Source organism: Moorena sp. SIO3A2 (genome assembly GCF_010672265.1).
Taxonomy (GTDB): domain Bacteria; phylum Cyanobacteriota; class Cyanobacteriia; order Cyanobacteriales; family Coleofasciculaceae; genus Moorena; species Moorena producens.
In genome coordinates this window covers 111898-128512 of record NZ_JAAHHC010000006.1, presented here as the reverse complement: position 1 = coordinate 128512, position 16615 = coordinate 111898, and the positions used below count along the sequence as shown (strand labels likewise).

13 protein-coding genes are annotated in these 16615 nt (G+C 45.6%); 3 read left to right on the top strand and 10 right to left on the bottom strand.

Annotated features, from left to right (window positions below):
• Window positions 1-56 precede the first annotated feature (56 nt).
• From F6K64_RS08340 to F6K64_RS08330, 3 genes are all read right to left on the bottom strand, one after another.
• The gene (locus F6K64_RS08340) at window positions 57-1598 is read right to left on the bottom strand and encodes a phytoene desaturase family protein (protein ID WP_287265262.1); all 1542 of its coding nucleotides are present in this window, start codon (window positions 1596-1598) and stop codon (window positions 57-59) included.
• Window positions 1599-1648: 50 nt separating this feature from the next.
• Window positions 1649-2005: a Spx/MgsR family RNA polymerase-binding regulatory protein gene (locus tag F6K64_RS08335; RefSeq protein WP_008179116.1), complete on the bottom strand. Its 357-nt coding sequence runs from the start codon at window positions 2003-2005 to the stop codon at window positions 1649-1651.
• A 320-nt stretch (window positions 2006-2325) separates the two neighbouring features.
• On the bottom strand, window positions 2326-3561 hold the full coding sequence (locus F6K64_RS08330; protein WP_287265260.1) for an LL-diaminopimelate aminotransferase: 1236 nt from the start codon (window positions 3559-3561) through the stop codon (window positions 2326-2328).
• Between the two features lie 489 nt (window positions 3562-4050).
• On the opposite strand from F6K64_RS08330, the gene F6K64_RS08325 reads away from it, so the two are divergent.
• Window positions 4051-4971, top strand: coding sequence for a class I SAM-dependent methyltransferase (locus tag F6K64_RS08325; RefSeq protein WP_287265259.1), 921 nt, complete (start codon window positions 4051-4053; stop codon window positions 4969-4971).
• Between the two features lie 93 nt (window positions 4972-5064).
• Here the strand turns inward: F6K64_RS08325 and F6K64_RS08320 are convergent, their stop codons facing one another.
• Window positions 5065-5421 carry a hypothetical protein gene (locus F6K64_RS08320; protein ID WP_287265258.1) on the bottom strand — a complete coding sequence of 119 codons (357 nt, stop codon included), beginning with the start codon at window positions 5419-5421 and terminating at the stop codon, window positions 5065-5067.
• Window positions 5422-5563: 142 nt separating this feature from the next.
• On the opposite strand from F6K64_RS08320, the gene F6K64_RS08315 reads away from it, so the two are divergent.
• Window positions 5564-6139 carry a Uma2 family endonuclease gene (locus tag F6K64_RS08315; protein WP_287265257.1) on the top strand — a complete coding sequence of 192 codons (576 nt, stop codon included), beginning with the start codon at window positions 5564-5566 and terminating at the stop codon, window positions 6137-6139.
• Here the strand turns inward: F6K64_RS08315 and F6K64_RS08310 are convergent.
• Window positions 6128-6277: a hypothetical protein gene (locus tag F6K64_RS08310; protein ID WP_287265256.1), complete on the bottom strand. Its 150-nt coding sequence runs from the start codon at window positions 6275-6277 to the stop codon at window positions 6128-6130. The genes F6K64_RS08315 and F6K64_RS08310 overlap by 12 nt on opposite strands.
• 1 nt (window position 6278) lies before the next feature.
• Here F6K64_RS08310 and F6K64_RS08305 point away from each other — a divergent pair, with 1 nt between their 5' ends.
• The gene (locus tag F6K64_RS08305; protein ID WP_287265255.1) at window positions 6279-6740 is read left to right on the top strand and encodes a GNAT family N-acetyltransferase; all 462 of its coding nucleotides are present in this window, start codon (window positions 6279-6281) and stop codon (window positions 6738-6740) included.
• Window positions 6741-7272: 532 nt separating this feature from the next.
• On the opposite strand, the gene F6K64_RS08300 is transcribed toward F6K64_RS08305, so the two are convergent.
• The 5 genes from F6K64_RS08300 to F6K64_RS08280 form a co-directional block, all read right to left on the bottom strand.
• A complete protein-coding gene (locus F6K64_RS08300) occupies window positions 7273-7863 on the bottom strand; it encodes a transglutaminase-like domain-containing protein (RefSeq protein ID WP_287265254.1) in 591 nt (196 codons plus the stop codon).
• 699 nt (window positions 7864-8562) lie between these two features.
• On the bottom strand, window positions 8563-11673 hold the full coding sequence (locus tag F6K64_RS08295; RefSeq protein WP_287265252.1) for a CHAT domain-containing tetratricopeptide repeat protein: 3111 nt from the start codon (window positions 11671-11673) through the stop codon (window positions 8563-8565).
• Window positions 11674-11679: 6 nt separating this feature from the next.
• A complete protein-coding gene (locus tag F6K64_RS08290; protein ID WP_287265250.1) occupies window positions 11680-12771 on the bottom strand; it encodes a tetratricopeptide repeat protein in 1092 nt (363 codons plus the stop codon).
• Window positions 12771-14012, bottom strand: a complete 1242-nt coding sequence (locus F6K64_RS08285; RefSeq protein ID WP_287265248.1) for a tetratricopeptide repeat protein — start codon at window positions 14010-14012, stop codon at window positions 12771-12773. Before F6K64_RS08285 ends, F6K64_RS08290 begins: the two co-directional genes overlap by 1 nt.
• Before the next feature lie 654 nt (window positions 14013-14666).
• Window positions 14667-15941 (bottom strand): alkaline phosphatase family protein, encoded by a 1275-nt coding sequence (locus F6K64_RS08280; protein WP_008179134.1) that lies wholly within the window; start codon window positions 15939-15941, stop codon window positions 14667-14669.
• Window positions 15942-16615: the final 674 nt, after the last annotated feature.

Below are 16615 nucleotides of genomic sequence, written 5' to 3'. Positions count from 1 at the left end.
ACCACTGACGGCTGACGGCTGACGGCTGACGGCTGACGATAGTTGCCCAATCTAGGTCACAACCCAATCGTTTTCAGCATTTCCAAATGCTTTGAAACCGGTACAAGGGTATTGGCAGTAATCATCCCGCTGGCGGCAACGGCTGGTAAGCCAATACCGGGAAAGGTTGAGTCTCCACAACACATTAGTCCAGGTAGGGGTGTGCCAGGACCTGGAAAGATGCCAACTCCTGCTCGAATGGCTGGACCGTAGGAACCTCGGTGGCGGCGCAGAAAGCGTTCGTGGGTGAGCGGTGTACCGACTAGAGTGACCTCACAACGGGAACGAATGTCTGGAATGATCCGCTCCAATCCTTTCCACATGATTTCTGCACGCACCTGCTTTTGTTGTGCATAGGCTTCACTGTTACGACTCATGCCTTGCCAGAGTTCATAGGGTTCGTTACCTGGAGTGTAAACGTGAATCACGTGTTTTCCTGGTGGTGCTAGGGATGGGTCTAGAAGGGATGGAATCGATAGCACTACTATATTCTGGGGAGCGGTAACACCCTTTTCCCAGTCATTAACGATAATGTAGTGGCAGGCTAGGTCTTTTTCTAGTCCTTCAGCATCAATGCCTAAGTGGAGATGCATGAAGCTGTCACACTCAGGGGTCGCGTTTCTCTTGGCTCGATAGGATTTTGGTATTGCTGAATCTGGCAGTAGTTTGAGGGTATCCCATACTGAGATATTAGATACCACTGCTTTACGGGCTCGGATTTCTTTGCTGCCCCGCAGACGCACACCTACGGCACGGTTGTGCTCCACTATCACTTCTTCAACATGAGCATTAACTATCAACTGACCGCCATGTTTTTCCAATCCCCGCACTAGGGCATCAACTAGGGCACCACTACCACCAATCGGATAATCTAGCACTACTTCTGGTCGATACCATTCCGCAAACATAAAGGCCATCTCTGCCGCAATGGTTCCATCCGCTGGTAGTCCAGATAATAGAAAAGAAAGCAATTCCAGCCAATTACGGCTAAAGTTGTCTTTGAGAACACCGTCCATAATCTGGCTAAAGGGTCCTCTGAGCTTGATAGAATCCCCAGCATATCGTAGAAAAGAGGGGGCAAATCGGCTGAGGGTGACCACTGCGCCAAGATCAAAACGGATGGCAGCTAGGGGAATTGCGATCGCAGCCTTAGCTAGGGGTTCCATCACCCGCTGAAGCTCACGCCATTCCGTTACAGCATCTTTACCACGAAGCCTGGCTAGAACTTCACAAAACTGATCCGCACCAACGGAGGTGTCAAAGTCACCTTCAGGCAAACGGCAACCCCATGTCTTGTAGTTTTCCCAAGATAAATCCTCACCGATGGCATCTAGCAGTTGTCGCAGAGGATTGGAAGAAGGGCTGTAAGACAAACCTGAGTAAAGAGACGGACCGGAGTCAAATTTGAATCCATTGCGCTCAAAAGCGTGAGCAGCACCACCAGGGATTGAGTGGCTCTCGCAGACTGTGACGTTAAAACCGTAGCGAGCTAGAAGAGAGGCGCAGCATAAACCACCAATCCCACTGCCAATTACAACTATATCTGTTTCTTTACTCATCCTTGGGCTCGATAGTTTGGTTTATTCTATTGATAATTACGACAAAAATACTATATTACCAATTTTTCTCGTATCGTTTCTTCATTTGCCCTAAACCCTACCAACACCGCTGTGCCATCCTTCACAAACAGGGGTCGTTTCAGCAGCATCGCATCTTTGGCAAAGGCTTCAACCCACTGCTCTTCGGTCCAAGTCTTTTTTTCTTCACCTATTTCACGGTAGGATTTCCCAGACGTATTACGCATGGGTTTAGAGCCCAAGGCTTCTACCCAGCTGCTAATCATATCAGCAGTTGGTGGATGCTCTTTTGTGTTGATAAAATCATAGTCAACACTGTTATCTTCCAGCCATTTAAATGCTTTTTTGCAAGTGCCGCAGTTGGGAATACCGTAGACTTTAATTGACATAATTTCTATCCTTATTTGCAAGAAAGGGAATCGGGAATCGGGAATCGGGAATCGGGAATCGGGAATCGGGAATCGGGAGTTTGATAATTTTAATTTACCGAAAACTGGGGCAAGTTATAATTTAAAATAGGGTGTAGAGCGTAGGATATAGTAGATAAAAATTATTGAATTTATTACTAAATTACACACCTGGTAACCCCACACCCTACGGGCGCATCTCATTAAAGCTGTTTGACCAGGTGGTGCGTTACGGGGCGGGCTCTGCCAAGGTGACGACCCATACCATGAGTTCGATCCCGCCCCTAACGCACCCTACGCAACTAAACTTTGAATTTATCGGTAATCCGCTGCATCGCTTCGTCTACATTTTCCCGACTATTAAATGCGGAAATGCGGAAATAACCTTCCCCGGCAGCACCAAATCCAGAACCAGGGGTTCCGACTACATTGGCTGTGTTGAGTAATTTATCAAAGAAGTCCCAACTGGATAGACCATTAGGTGTTTTGACCCAAACGTAAGGGGCATTTACACCACCATATACTGTTAATCCAGCAGCTGTTAGTTGGTCGCAAATAATTTTGGCATTTTCCAGATAGAAGTTAACTAGTGCTTTAACTTGCCCTTGGCCTTCTTCAGAATAAACGGCTTCAGCGCCTCGTTGTACAATATAGGAAACCCCATTAAACTTAGTACAATGGCGGCGGTTCCAAAGTGGCCACAGTTCCACATCTGAACCATCGGATGCTTTGGCTGTTAGGGTCTTGGGTACTACTGTTAATGCACAGCGGGTGCCGGTAAAGCCCGCATTCTTGGAAAAAGAGCGGAATTCAATGGCACAATCCCTTGCTCCGTCAATCTCGTAGATGGAGTGGGGTAGGTCTGGATCAGTGATAAAGGCTTCGTAGGCTGCATCAAAGAAAATGACCGAGCCATTAGCTTTGGCATAGTCTACCCAAGTTTTGAGGTAGTCTTTGCTAGCGGTTGCTCCGGTAGGGTTATTGGGGAAGCACAGGTAAATTAAATCAACCTTCTCGGAGGGAATCTCTGCGGTGAAGTTGTTCTCGGCGGTAATCGGTAGATAAACCAAACCCTCATATTTACCGCTATCATCAGCATCCCCCGTATGACCAGCCATGACGTTGGTGTCTACATAGACAGGATAAACTGGGTCAGTAACGGCAATCTTGTTATCTTTCCCAAAGATGTCGAGAATGTTACCGGTGTCGCACTTGGAGCCATCGGAGATGAAAATTTCTCCAGCTTCAATCTCACACCCCCGGCTTTGGAAATCGTGGGTAGCAATTTTTTCCCTTAACCAAGGGTAGCCTTGCTCTGGACCATAACCTTTGAAGGTGGCGCGATCGCCCATTTCTTCAACAGCTTTGATTATAGCGGTGCGGCAGGCTGCTGGTAGTGGTTCGGTAACATCACCAATCCCCAGCTTGATTAGCTTAGCATCAGGATTGGCTTCTGCGAAAGTATTGACCCGTCGCGCAATTTCGGGAAATAGGTAGCCAGCTTTGAGTTTGAGGTAGTTATCGTTAATGGTTGCCATAGTAGATTGCTATAAACGCCTTCAAAATAGCTTATATCAAGTCTGGTGGAATACCTATAATTAGGCTGGGGAGATAGGGAGATGGGGAGATGGGGAGATTTTTATGAAGGGTAATTATTCCGACATGATAGTATAGCCCTACGCGCAAGTCCGCAAGTCAGAAGTCAGAAGTCAGAAGTAAGCTATGACTAAGTTTCGGAGTTTACAAATGTCTTAATCTGAATGCGTAGTGCTATACAAGTTTTTTGTAAGCATATGCGCTATGGGAACAGGTGTCAGCGGTCAGTCGTTGGCCTTTGGCTGATATAGCAATTCTCTCTCCCATCAGGTACAAAGGGATCCCCCTAAATCCCCCTTATAAAGGGGGACTTTGAGGCTCAAAAGCGTACCTCATAAATGCAATAAACGCTATAGCTTATGGCTGATAGCTGATAGCTGATAACTGATAACTGATAACTGATAGCTGATAGCTGATAGCTGATAGCTGATATGGAAATTCCGAAATTACTCAACACTCAAATCGGTGATGTAGCAGCTACATCCCTACTGACTTTATATTGCCATGCCCTAGAAAGCCAGTCAAAAGACCCAATTTTATATGATCCATTAGCTGTTGAAATTACTGACAAATTAACTCCTGAATTATCCCAATCAGATAACAAGCTTTATCATAGCTTAGCTAAGGGCAAGGTAGAAAAAAAATTGGTGGTTCATATTGCTATGCGCGCCAAACGCTATGATGATTATACCAGAAATTTCCTGGAGCGATCGCATAAGCGATGCAGCGCGGTCTTGGGGGTTTCCCCCATGAGCGACTGCATCAAGAACAGAATTGTTGTTAATATTGGTTGTGGATTGGATACTCGTTTCCACCGGATCGATAACGGTAAGGTGATATTCTATGACCTTGATTTCCCAGAGGTGATAGCAGTTAAACGGAAACTGTTACCAGAAACTGACCGCTATCGCTTTATTCCGTCTTCGGTATTTAATTATGAATGGATGGAACTAATCAGAGAGTTGAAGGCTGATTCAGTTTTATTTATGGCAGAAGGCGTGTTTATGTACCTTCAAGAAGAGGAAGTAAAATCATTAGTATTGAAACTGCAATCAACTTTTCCAGGCTGTGAACTTATTGCTGAATTTGTCAAGGCTGCTTGGTTAAAGCCGCCCCTGCGAGCAATCATCAACAGAAAATTACAACAGGATTTGCATTTGGGAAAAGATGCCACTTTCAAGTTTGGTATTAAAGACAGTAAAGACTTGGAGGCTTGGAATCCAGGGCTTGAATTCCTTGATGATTGGTTTTATCTTGATGAACCAGAAAAGAAACTTGGTTTGCTGAGAGTTTTCAAAGATATTCCATTTCTCAGGAAAATACAGTGGACTGCTCGCTATAAGTTAAATTGAAAGGGAATCGGGAATCGGGAATCGGGAATCGGGAGCGGTGCGACCCGTGGCGAATTTAATTCGCCTACGGAAAGCGCACCGAGGGAGTCGGGACTAGGAAAAAATCCGGCGTTGCGTCAGTCTTGGAATGAATAGGAGTAGAGTGGGCATCCTGGCCGCCCGAAAATAGATTGAAACTGGCAAGATGCCCGTTCCACAGCTGATGCCCAGCATCCTGCCCACCCGAAAATAGATTGAAACTGGCAAGATGCCCGTTCCACAGCTGATGCCCAGCATCCTGGCCGCCCGAAAATAGATTGAAACTGGCAAGATGCCCGTTCCACAGCTGATGCCCAGCATCCTGGCCGCCCGAAAATAAGCATGAAACTGGCAAGATGCCCGTTCCACAGCTGATGCCCAGCATCCTGGCCGCCCGAAAATAGATTGAAACTGGCAAGATGCCAGTTCCACAGCTGATGCCCAGCATCCTGCCCACTCTTAACATCATTCCATGATTAAGCAACGGGAAAAATATTGTGTACCTGATAGTTACGAAAAACACTTTAAACATTGAAACGTGTTGCAACAACCGTCATAATCAAGGAGATTAACCATGAATCCATTAATTTTAAACAATCCACAAAATACCCCAATCACCAATGAGCAATTTTATCAACTTTGTGCTGCTAACCGTGATTTAAAATTAGAACGGACTGCTAAAGGAGGCTTAATTATTATGCCACCCACAGGAGGGGAAACGAGTAAGCGGAATTCAGATATTAATTTTGAGTTAAACTTATGGAATCGGCAAACTAAATTAGGAATAACCTTTGATTCATCGGGAGGATTTACACTGCCTAATGGTGCCAGTTTTTCCCCTGATGCTGCTTGGATACCCGTGGCTAAATGGGAATCCTTGACACCTGAACAAAAAACCAGATTTTTACCCTTATCTCCTGATTTTATCATAGAATTGCGTTCACCTAGCGATTCGTTAAAACTTCTGCAAAACAAAATGCAGGAGTATATGGACAATGGTTCCCGTTTGGGCTGGTTGATTAATCCGAAAAACCGCCAAGTCGAAATTTATCGTCAGGGGAAAGAAAAAGACGTTTTAGACAATCCAACAACATTATCAGGAGAAGATGTTTTACCCGGATTTGTTTTAACTATTTCATTAATTTGGTGAATCAATTACAGCAGTCCAGTAGGGTGCGTTAGGGGCGGACTTGCCCTCATCTTGAACCTTGTAGCCAGCGTTGAGATAGTCCGCACCGTAACGCACCACTAAGGCAAAAGGCAAGAGGCAAGAGTAACCTCTGAACAAGATGTTAATCCGTAACTACCAAGTATCAGATGCCAAAGCTATTTTATATGTCTACAAAAATGCTATCATGGAGATAGCATCACAGGCTTATGATCGTAAACAAATAGAGATTTGGTCATCCTATCCTAAGGATATCGACCAGTTTACGAAACGGCTGAGTATGGGAATAACACTTGTTGCAGTTGATGGCAATAAGGTGGCGGCTTTTGGTCAATTAAATCCCGCTAATCACATTGATTTACTGTTTACAGCAAAAGACTACTCTCGACAGGGATATGCTACAGCCATTTACCAACAATTAGAAGATGAAGCGTTAAGGCAAGGGGTTAGTTGTCTCTATACTGAAGCTAGCATAATTTCTAAGTATTTCTTTATCAAACAGGGATTTACTATCATTGAACCGGAGACTGTATTGCTTAGGGGGGTAGGGTTTGAACGGTTTAGGATGGAAAAGGTAATCTAAGCAGTCAGCGGTCAGCAGTCAGCGGTCAGCGGTCAGCGGTCAGCGGTCAGCGGTCAGGGGTCAGGGGTCAGCAGTCAGCGGTCAGCGGTCAGTTTATTTTATTCAAAAGCTGTTCGGTGTAGCTTGCCCATAGCCCATTAGTTGATAGCTGAAAGCACCTCAAGTAGCGTGCGCGTAGCGCATAAGCTGATAGCTTAGGCTTTCCGATTGCTAAAATAGTAGACAAATTTGTTGTTTTGTTGAACAGTAGCGATCGCAAAAGCAGAGAGAATGCGATCGCTTATTTTTCTCCTCTACCCACCCTTGCCACACTTATAGTGCTTACCACCTGTTAGGGGCTTTCAACCTAGTGGTGCGTTACGGGTACGCACTAAATTCTTCATTCTAAATTCTTCATTCTAAATTCTTCATTCTAAATTCTTCATTCTAAATTCTTCATTCTAAATTCTTCATTCTAAATTCTTCATTCTTCATTCTAAATTCTTCATTCTTCATTCTTCATTCTAAATTCTAAATTCTTAATTCTTCATTCTTACAATTCCTCCAACAAAACATCTGGCAGACTACCAAGCATTTCATCCCAAGTATTGCCAGCCTGTAATGCTTCGATAACTATAGGAAGTGGTTCAGAAAAAATGTTAGGAAAGTCAGCTTCTGCGGGAAATCGAATGCTGAAAGCTAATTGCTCCTTTGGGGGATTGAACTGAGCATTAATTCCCTCACGGTTTCCTCTGGGATCAATTCGATACCAACCGAATTCAGCTAAGTAAACGGCATTCAAACCATGCAAACTGTAAGGCTCACCATCGTCATTAATACTTAATCGTTGATAACAAAAGCCTGCTGGAATTCCATTGGCTCGTAAGAGGGCAGCTAGCAAATGGCTTTTTGCATAACAATAACCGGTTTTATACTTAAGTACATCCGAGGCACGACAGGTGACAGGATTCATTTGATAGTCAACGCTATGACGAATTTGATCGCGAACCCATTCAAAACAGGCTTTTGCGATCGCATTCGATGTTTGATGCTCTAGGGCTATTGTCTTCGCCAGTTCCAGAACGCTAGGATGTTGCCAATCGATGATTGCAGTGGTTGGTAGATAGTCTTGTGTATTCTCCATGTTAAAAAGGGAGTCGGGAGTCGGGAGTCGGGAGTCGGGAATCGGGAATCGGGAGTCGGGAGTGAAAAAAATCCTAATTAAAGTAGGGTGGGCAAACTAATCTATAGCGTTTATAGGACTCATGAGGTACAAATGGATCCCCCTAAATCCCCCTTAAAAAGGGGGACTTTGAGGTTAATTATTGTACCTCATACATGCAATTAACGCTATAATCATTAATACTCATTCTAAACCAAGGTTTTTTGCCCACCCTACAACCTAAATTCTTAGAGGTTGTCTGAGAAGTCTCATTTGCTACATCTAAGCCCCCTAAATCCCCCGAGCGAGCAATCCCTCGCTCGGGGGACTTTTAGCAGCAAATTGATTCTTGTTCCCCCCAAGCGAGCAATCCCTCGCTTGGGGGGCTAGGGCGTGTTTTCAAACTCGGAGATCCCCCTAAATCCCCCTTAAAAAAGGGGGACTTTGAGTATGGCTCCCCCCAAGCGAGCAATCCCTCGCTTGGGGGGCTGGGGGGGATCATAATCTTGCGGAAAACTTTGAAAACACGCCCTAGGGGGGCAAAATTCAGTATAAAAAAACTTTTCAGATATCCTCTTAATTCTTAATTCTTCATTCTAAATTCTTAATTCTTCATTCTCCATTCTTAATTCTTCATTCTCAATTCTTCATTCTAAATTCTAAATTCTCAATTCTTCATTCTCAATTCTTCATCGGTCTCCAATTCCCCGAAACAATGAAACTCGCCCAATAATAAGGATGCTGATACCTCTGATCTTTCAACATGTCCAGTTGGGTCTGCCGCAGAGCCTCGGTGCGCCCCATGTTCTGGTCTAGCAAGCGCTGATAGTAAGCCAGCATCAGCTCTTTGGTGGCTTTATCCTCTACCTTGCGCAAACTGATCAGCTGAGTTTGTGAACCAGCAATTACAAAAGCCCGACGCAAGCCATAGATGCCCTCTCCTGAACTAATCCGTCCGGAACCGGTATCGCAAGCGGATAAGACCACCAACTCCGTGCCAGACAACTTAAGTCCTACGGCTTCCAAGGCAGTGAGTACTCCATTCTCTGCACCAGTTCGCTTCTGCTTAAATCCTGCTAGCACTAGTCCGGAAAACAGCATGGGATTGTCATAGAGTGTGGGCAGTTCTTGATTGGGAGTGCTCTCAGAGAAACCATGGGTAGCAATATGCAGTATCCAGGGACTATTGACTTGTTTGACTGCTGACTCAGTGGCCTTAGCCCCCAGTAGAGGGTCTACTCCCAGCATGTCAGCGATTTCTTTTACTTCCTCAGCGGTGCCTGGTAATGGTGAAAAGTCCAGCTTTGAGAGGTCAATGGAACGGGTAAGGTGGGCACTGGGGAGATTGCTATGATTTTGATTAGCAATCAATTCACCAGCAGAACGGTCAAAGTCAGGATTGCCCAACAACACCGGAGGAGTTTGACTGGCAGATTCCTGGGATAATCTCAGTAAGTCCCTGCCAGAGGTAAGGTAAGTAAAGCGATAGTTTTCTACCAGATACTGCTGCTGTTGATCCACCAGGGCTTCAAAGGGAATCAGGTTGAGCTCTCCTTCTGGGGAAAGTAAGATATATCGAGTAGACCCTAACAGTTTGCGCACAGGCTCCATCAACCTCTGATCCACTTGCCGTGCGGCTTGCTTCAACTGAGCTGTGCGTGTGTCTTTGTCTTGAAGAGAGAGGCGAAACAGCTCCAGGTCTGATTCAATCAACTCAACTTCCCCTAAATCAATGCCCTGGGGGTCTCCTTGGGAATGAAGCACGTAGGCAGCGTAGCGAGGGGGACCAAAAGGTTTAGCTATTTCCGGTTTAGGATTGAAAGGTTGATACTTGACCAATTCCACTAGGGCCGTATTAGCTGGAATCAGCTTTTGAATGGCTTCGATAGTCACACTTTGGTTAGCTGTGCGAAAGTCAGGGCTGCGACGGCTAATTTGATCCTCTAATTGGTGGGCTTGTTCAGAGAGAGACTTAACCCTCTCTTGATAGTATTTAAGAGGTAGATTTGGGGGTCGGTTGTAGGTCAGATTGGCTTGTTGAGTGGGGTTAGAATTGAGGTCTTCCAGTAACCTTGGGCTTTTAGGGTCTAAGCCTTGGCTGTAGAACAAGTTTGCTAGTTGAGTGCGGGTAGCGTTGAGGTCTTCCAGTAACCTCTGGCTTTCAGGGTCTAACTGTTGACCCAGGACTTGCTGGCTATTGGTGATGAAATCGAGAACACGACCTTTTCGCCGCAGGACGGTAGTCAAAGCCAGACGGGCTGCTCTGGGATTGTTGGGAGCTGCGTTGAGGTGCAGAGAAATGACTGCGTCTGTCCCACTAGAGATAGTATCGAGGTACTTTTGCTTTTGAGGCTCAGGACCAGCAACCAAATTAGAGTTAAGGTTCCGTTCTTCTACCTCCAATCCTTGCTCAAGCAGCTCAAGGGCAGGGGTGATCTTACCTTGGGTGTAATACAGTAGCGCCAGGTTGTTGAGGCTGGTGGCGACATCGGGGTGTTGCTCTCTTAGCAAGCGTTTGAAAAGCTCTAAGGCTTGCTGGTAGAAGGGTTCGGCCTCTTGGTACCTGCCCTGGCTTGAGTACAGTAACCCCAGGTTGTTGAGGCTGACTGCCACATCAGGGTGTTCCTCTCCTAGCAAGCGTTTCCTAAGGTCTAAGGCTTGCTGTAAGAGGGGTTCGGCCTCTTGGTACCTGCCCTGGCTTGAGTACAGTGTTGCCAGGTTGTTGAGGCTGGTGGCCACATCGGGGTGTTCCTCTCCTAGCAAGCGTTTCAAAAGCTCTAAGGCTTGCTGGTAGAGGGGTTCGGCCTCTTGGTACCTGCCCTGGCTTGAGTACAGTAAAGCCAGGTTGTTGAGGCTTAATGCCACATGGGGGTGTTCCTCTCCTAGCAAGCGTTTAATAAGGTCTAAGGCTTGCCGGTAGAGGGGTTCGGCCTCTTGGTACCTGCCCTGGCTTGAGTACAGTCCCGCCAGGTTGTTGAGGCTGGTGGCCACATGGGGGTGTTCCTCTCCTAGCAAGCGTTTGCTAAGGTCTAAGGATTGCCGGTAGAGGGGTTCGGCCTCTTGGTACCTGCCCTGGCTGTCGTACAGTCCTGCCAGGTTGTTGAGGCTGGTGGCCACATCGGGGTGTTGCTCTCCTAGCACCTGTTTCCTAAGGTCTAAGGCTTGCTGGTAGAGGGGTTCGGCCTCTTGGTACCTGCCCTGGCTTGAGTACAGTCCCGCCAGGTTGTTGAGGCTGGTGGCCACATCAGAGTTTTCCTCTCCTAGCACCCGTTTCCTAAGGTCTAAGGCTTGCTGGTAGAGGGGTTCGGCCTCTTGGTACCTACCTTGGCTAGAGTACAGTCCTGCCAGGTTGTTGAGGCTGGTGGCCACATCTGGGTGTTGCTCTCCTAGCAAGCGTTTTCTAAGGTCTAAGGCTTGCTGGTAGAGGGGTTCGGCTTCTTGGTACCTGCCCTGGCTATAGTACAGTGCTGCCAGGTAGTTGAGGCTGCTGGCCACCAGAGGGTGTTCCTCTCCTAGGACTTGTTGCCAAATCCCTAATGCTCTTTCTGCTAGGGGGATAGCTTCTGAGTACTTTCGTTGTTGTCCAAGTTCCAACACTTGCTGAGTAAGTCGAAATGCTTCTGCTAGTTTTCTTTTAATTACAGATTCGGTTAGCTCAGTTGATGGTGAGCTTTCTTGGGCTTGGGCTATACTCATCTGTCCCCATGGTGGCAGGGGAACTGCTCTGATCCCGATCACACCGACTATGGTAGCCGCCATCAGCCCTGGGTTGATTAGGATTTTTGGCTTCATGAACGATTAGCTCCCTAAAATCTTAACCATTTGTTGTTCCAATTGACCTGCCCTGACCTGATCTCCCAAGGTTTGATAAACCTCTTTCCCTTGCTCTAGCCACGCGATCGCTTCATTCTTCTGGCCGATAATCCCACTGGTAACTGCCAGTCCCCCAAGCACTTGAGCTTGAGTATCTAAATCTCCCGCTGCCTTGGCCAGTTCTAGGGCTTGCCGGTAACGCTCCCTAGCTAGGCGATTTAATCCCACCTGTTGGTAAATGTCCCCCAGAAGTTGATAAACCCGGATCGACTCAAGTCCATCAGCTAAAGCTGTTTCCAGCAGGTTAATGGCTTCAGCGTTTAAGTCATTGCTGCGGTACAAATGAGCCAAGGCTAGTGCTTCTGCTGGCTTACTCAACTGCTTTTGCTTAATTTGCTCTGCTGCTGCCCTTACCTCCTGGGCTTTTTCCTGACCGAGGATGCTAAACCCGAAACTCCCTTCATCTTTAGAACTTTTGCCTTGGTCAGTCTTGACAATCAGCCAATAACGAGCACCTGGTTGTAGGGACTGCTTGCCTGAGTAAACTATCTCCGTTGCACTGGTTTCCTGAGTCCACTTCACCCCTGGACCTATCACTGTCACTTGGTAAGTGCTCGCGCCCTCAACCTGATGCCAGCCCAAGAGCGGTTGCTGATTAAGCACAGAACTATCCCGAGGTCTAAGAATATAAGGAATCTCTGGATTATTGGCTGCTCTTTCAATCACTGTATCCTGGTCGGATTGATATAGCTTTGGTTTTGAGGTAGGAGGACAGCCTTCAGAGACGATATAGTCTCTGCCACCCTCGGGTTCCCACGGCATTAAGTTCTGGCACAGGACTTTAGCAAAGGTATTGCTGGCCAGTAAGAGGTGATCCTTAGCCGCCAATGGCGCACCAATAAAGGCTGGCTGATAATCCTGCCAAGTGGAACGCTTCATTTTCACCTGACCTTGTGGACGAAGGGCCACAACTAGATTTAAACCATTTCCGATCGGACGAGCTGGTCTAGCTAAGCTGACTACCAAGCTCAGCCCCAGGAGCAAGCCAATCAAGAGTTTCCATTTTTTCCATTGCATTAGAGTTTACCTGCCTTCTTTAACGCTTTGTAAGCTAAAACTAACCATTTCGGTTGATCAGGATTAACAATTGAACCTAGCTCAGAACACGTTTGCCATTGTTCAAGGGCTTCGCTATTGCGCGTTTGCTGTTCATAGACCTGAGCCAACAAACAGTGGGCTGAAGCGCGAGTTGTAATTTGTTCCAATCCCTCTGGTGTAGTGGCTAAAGCGATCGCTCCGGTTAGAATGCTCTCCGCTTGGTCTAGTTGCTGCTGTTGTAACAATGCCCAACCGAAATTTTTCATCAAGTTGTATCTGATCCTCAAGGGCTGATTTTCCGTCTCCTGTAAACTTTTCCACAGCAGAGGTGTAGCCAATTCTGGTTTATTCTCCAATATCCACAAGCGAGCCAAATTGTTCTCGGCCTTAATCAAATTCCCCTTAACAGCAAATTGATATTGACTCTTGGCTTTATCGAACTGTTGCAGGTCTTCGTAGAGGGACCCTAGATTATAGTGAGCGTTGACATTATCTGGATCGAGAGCCAAAGCCTGAAGATAGTCGGCTTCAGCACCAGCCAATTGCCCCTGATTATATTTCTTGACTCCCTGGCGATTGTACCAATCGGAAAAAGCTGGCTTGTTAGAGAATAATAGGGCTAGAACCGCACACAGCAACAATGTGGAAGCGAATTTGGCTTCTTCATGGTAATGCTTGGGAATACGCAGCCTGTTGAGTAATTTTTCAAACCCTTCTTTTCCGGCCTGGGTCAGTTCGCTTCTGGCTTGCAATAGGGTTAAGATACTCGGAAACGCCACCACTGCCACTCCCGCAACTCCGGTTCCCGCACTCAGAAATCGGGGCACAATATCCACCAACAAGCTCAGATTCACTGTCCAACTGCCCACCGTCAGCCCTCTCCACAACCAATCCCAGCGGTCCCAGAGATGGGGTGGTGCTTCTGTTTCCAATCGCCACCACCACGCAGCGGCGGGAGGCTGAAAACTGTTTCGGTATTCAGCTAAGTCGATGACTTTGGTAATCTGCCCTGCTTTGCTCTTCAGCAGAGCGTCCAACTCAACCAGTTGCTGTTGATCCGTTGTAGATACGTGATTACACTGACTCCAAGCAGCCTGCACAGCATCCCTGGCATTGAAAATCTCTAGCACTTCCTTTACTTGAGGAGATTTAGACTCTTTTAGGTTAGAGAGTGCTTCTTGATAGCAATTAAGGGCAGTTTCTAGCTCAGAAGTAGTCATCTATAATTTGACAACTCAATAGCACAGATTATTCTTTTGTAGTTTAGATCTTTTTTTATCTATTTGGAGCAATTAGGAAAAAACTCTTGCATAACTCATAAGTATTAAAAACGCTATAGCTCTTAGGAAATAGGCCGTAAGGAGTAGACCCTAGGGAGTAGTGGTTCAGTTATAGCGCTACGCGCAAGTCAGAAGTCAGAAGTTAGAAGTCAGAAGTAAGCTAGACTCACGTTTCAGAGTTTAGGAGCGACTGCATCAAGACAATGTCCTAATTTGAATGCGTAGTGCTATATCAGCTATTAGCTATCAGCTATCATAAAAAAAATCCCAATTAAAGTAGGGTGGGCAAAGTAATCTAATCATTAATACTGATGTGAAGCAAACGGTTTTTGCCCACCCTACAAGCTTCAACTTTAGAAGTAGTGAACAAAAAATACCAATTAAAGTAGGGTGGGCAAAGTAATCTAATCATTAATACTCATTTGAAGCCAACGGTTTTTGCCCACCCTACAAGCTCTCCCCATCTCCTAACAACCTTCAACCCTCTTAACCCTTCAACCCTCTTAACCCTTCAACCCTCTTAACCCTTCAACCTTCAACCTTCAACCCTCTTCAACCTTGGCCTTTCGGCCACGCTACGCGAACAACCAACTTTTAGCAATCAATAGCCAACAAAATCGTTTCCATCTCTTCCCTTGACAATCCCCCATGACCGCCCAACTTGTGTTGTTCAAACCGGTCTTCTTCATACCACCAAACCGTTTCATACTTATTCGGTAAAATCACTAAATTGCCTAACCGATTCAGCAATAGTGGCGATATTTCACCTGTACCGAAATAGCCTTGCTCAAGTAATGTTGTAGTGCGATACACTGTTGCTCGATCTGCCAACTGCTCCGTCAGCAAATCATAGACTTTATCCAAATGGTCTTCCTGAATATACAACACCATATCCCGACATGATCCTGCTGGCACCAACAGTTTACCTTGGGCATTCCGTTTAATAAACTGCTCAATGGAAGGATTAAGCTGATTCAAATAAATAGTAGTCTCTGGTGAAATCTCTATTTGTCCATGATCAGCCGTAATTAGTAATAATGTATTCTTCAGCTTACCAGCTACCTGCTGATATAAAAGTCGCTCCATAGTTAGCAAAAGTGTGCTAACTTCAGCCTGGAACTGCAGGGAGCCAGGACCGTATTTATGAGCGATGCCATCAACAGTATCCAAATACAGGAAAAAGTAGCTCTTATCGGATTCAGCGATCGCGGCTTCAGTCAGGTTAACTAATGCTTCAGGAATAGTTTTGTAGGGAACAATACTTGCCCCATCACACACCACTCGTGAAAAGGGAGAGTAAGCATAATTGTAGTGTTGAAAACAATAAGATTTAACACCATACTGTTGCAATTTTTGATAGAGAGTTTGGGTAGGGAAAAGGCTTTGCTCAGAAATGCCAGTTGTTTGCAAGGTTCCCCGTTGCTTATCACCCGCAAACGAAAACATCAACGGAGCAATAATATCATCCAACAGCGGCTCATAGTAAAACCAATGGAAGACACCACTCTCACCAACCGGAAGCCCTGAGTGAATAGTAGTCACATGAGCAGCAGTTGTAGAAGGAAACTGGGTAGTCAATTTAGAAGCGACACCTTCCACTACAAACCGCTTCAAAAATTCCGATTGTTCAACATAGTCCTGAAAAAAGCGCCACCCGAAAGCATCAACAAAAATCAGAATAACCTTATCATAGCGTTCCGGTAATTCTCCTAATACACTCCTAGGTAATCCCATGTTTCCTTGACCCGTGAGCAGATGATAGATCATCTGGGGAATCTGGGAGAAACAATAGGAGTCATAAAGGGGCTTACCAATGTTGTCATTTAGTCTAGCGTTTTCAATAGCTTTTAAGGAGTCAGAGTTAATCATAGATAGCAAGGGAACAGGGAATCGGGAATCGGGAACAGGGAACAGGGAATCGGGAGTCGGGAATCGGGAATCGGGAATCGGGGAAAAATCCTGTTTAGTTCATTACTATATGGAAACGCTATTCTATAGGATTTATTAATCGATTATTTAAACTACTTTAAATTTAACACACCAAAAAAAAAATATCAAATTTATTTAAAAAAAATCCTATTTATAGCGGTTTATCGCCTAATGAGGTATATAGTATTTTTTCCCTGTTCCCTGTTACAGGTTACCTGTTACCTCTTAGAGGATATCTGAAAAGTTTTTTGATACTGAATTTTGCCCCCCTAGCCCCCCAATTCTGGGGGGAACAAGAATCAATTTGCTGGTATAAGTCCCCCAAAATTGGGGGAGGGGGCTTTGATCTAGCAAATCATACTTTTCAGACAACCTCTTATAATATACAGTAATTTTTTTTTATGTTCTCTGTTTCCTGTTCCCTCAACCAAAAAAAACTTTTCCAAAACTCTTGACAAAAACATATATAATCATTACGATTATAAATATAAATAAAAAGCAAGAGGTTCACCTTATGCCTTCAAAATTACCGCCTAACTCAGATAATAATCCTGACGAGTCTTCCCCAAAAAAAATCCCTGTTCAGCATATTTTAAAGGGGTCCCGCAAGGCCA

Coding starts and splice junctions, on each gene's coding strand:
- F6K64_RS08285 (WP_287265248.1), bottom strand. CDS start 14,012: ATGACTACTTCTGAGCTAGAAACTGCCCTTAATTGCTATCAAGAAGCA.
- F6K64_RS08305 (WP_287265255.1), top strand. CDS start 6,279: ATGTTAATCCGTAACTACCAAGTATCAGATGCCAAAGCTATTTTATAT.
- F6K64_RS08330 (WP_287265260.1), bottom strand. CDS start 3,561: ATGGCAACCATTAACGATAACTACCTCAAACTCAAAGCTGGCTACCTA.
- F6K64_RS08280 (WP_008179134.1), bottom strand. CDS start 15,941: ATGATTAACTCTGACTCCTTAAAAGCTATTGAAAACGCTAGACTAAAT.
- F6K64_RS08335 (WP_008179116.1), bottom strand. CDS start 2,005: ATGTCAATTAAAGTCTACGGTATTCCCAACTGCGGCACTTGCAAAAAA.
- F6K64_RS08300 (WP_287265254.1), bottom strand. CDS start 7,863: ATGGAGAATACACAAGACTATCTACCAACCACTGCAATCATCGATTGG.
- F6K64_RS08315 (WP_287265257.1), top strand. CDS start 5,564: ATGAATCCATTAATTTTAAACAATCCACAAAATACCCCAATCACCAAT.
- F6K64_RS08340 (WP_287265262.1), bottom strand. CDS start 1,598: ATGAGTAAAGAAACAGATATAGTTGTAATTGGCAGTGGGATTGGTGGT.
- F6K64_RS08295 (WP_287265252.1), bottom strand. CDS start 11,673: ATGAAGCCAAAAATCCTAATCAACCCAGGGCTGATGGCGGCTACCATA.
- F6K64_RS08290 (WP_287265250.1), bottom strand. CDS start 12,771: ATGCAATGGAAAAAATGGAAACTCTTGATTGGCTTGCTCCTGGGGCTG.
- F6K64_RS08325 (WP_287265259.1), top strand. CDS start 4,051: ATGGAAATTCCGAAATTACTCAACACTCAAATCGGTGATGTAGCAGCT.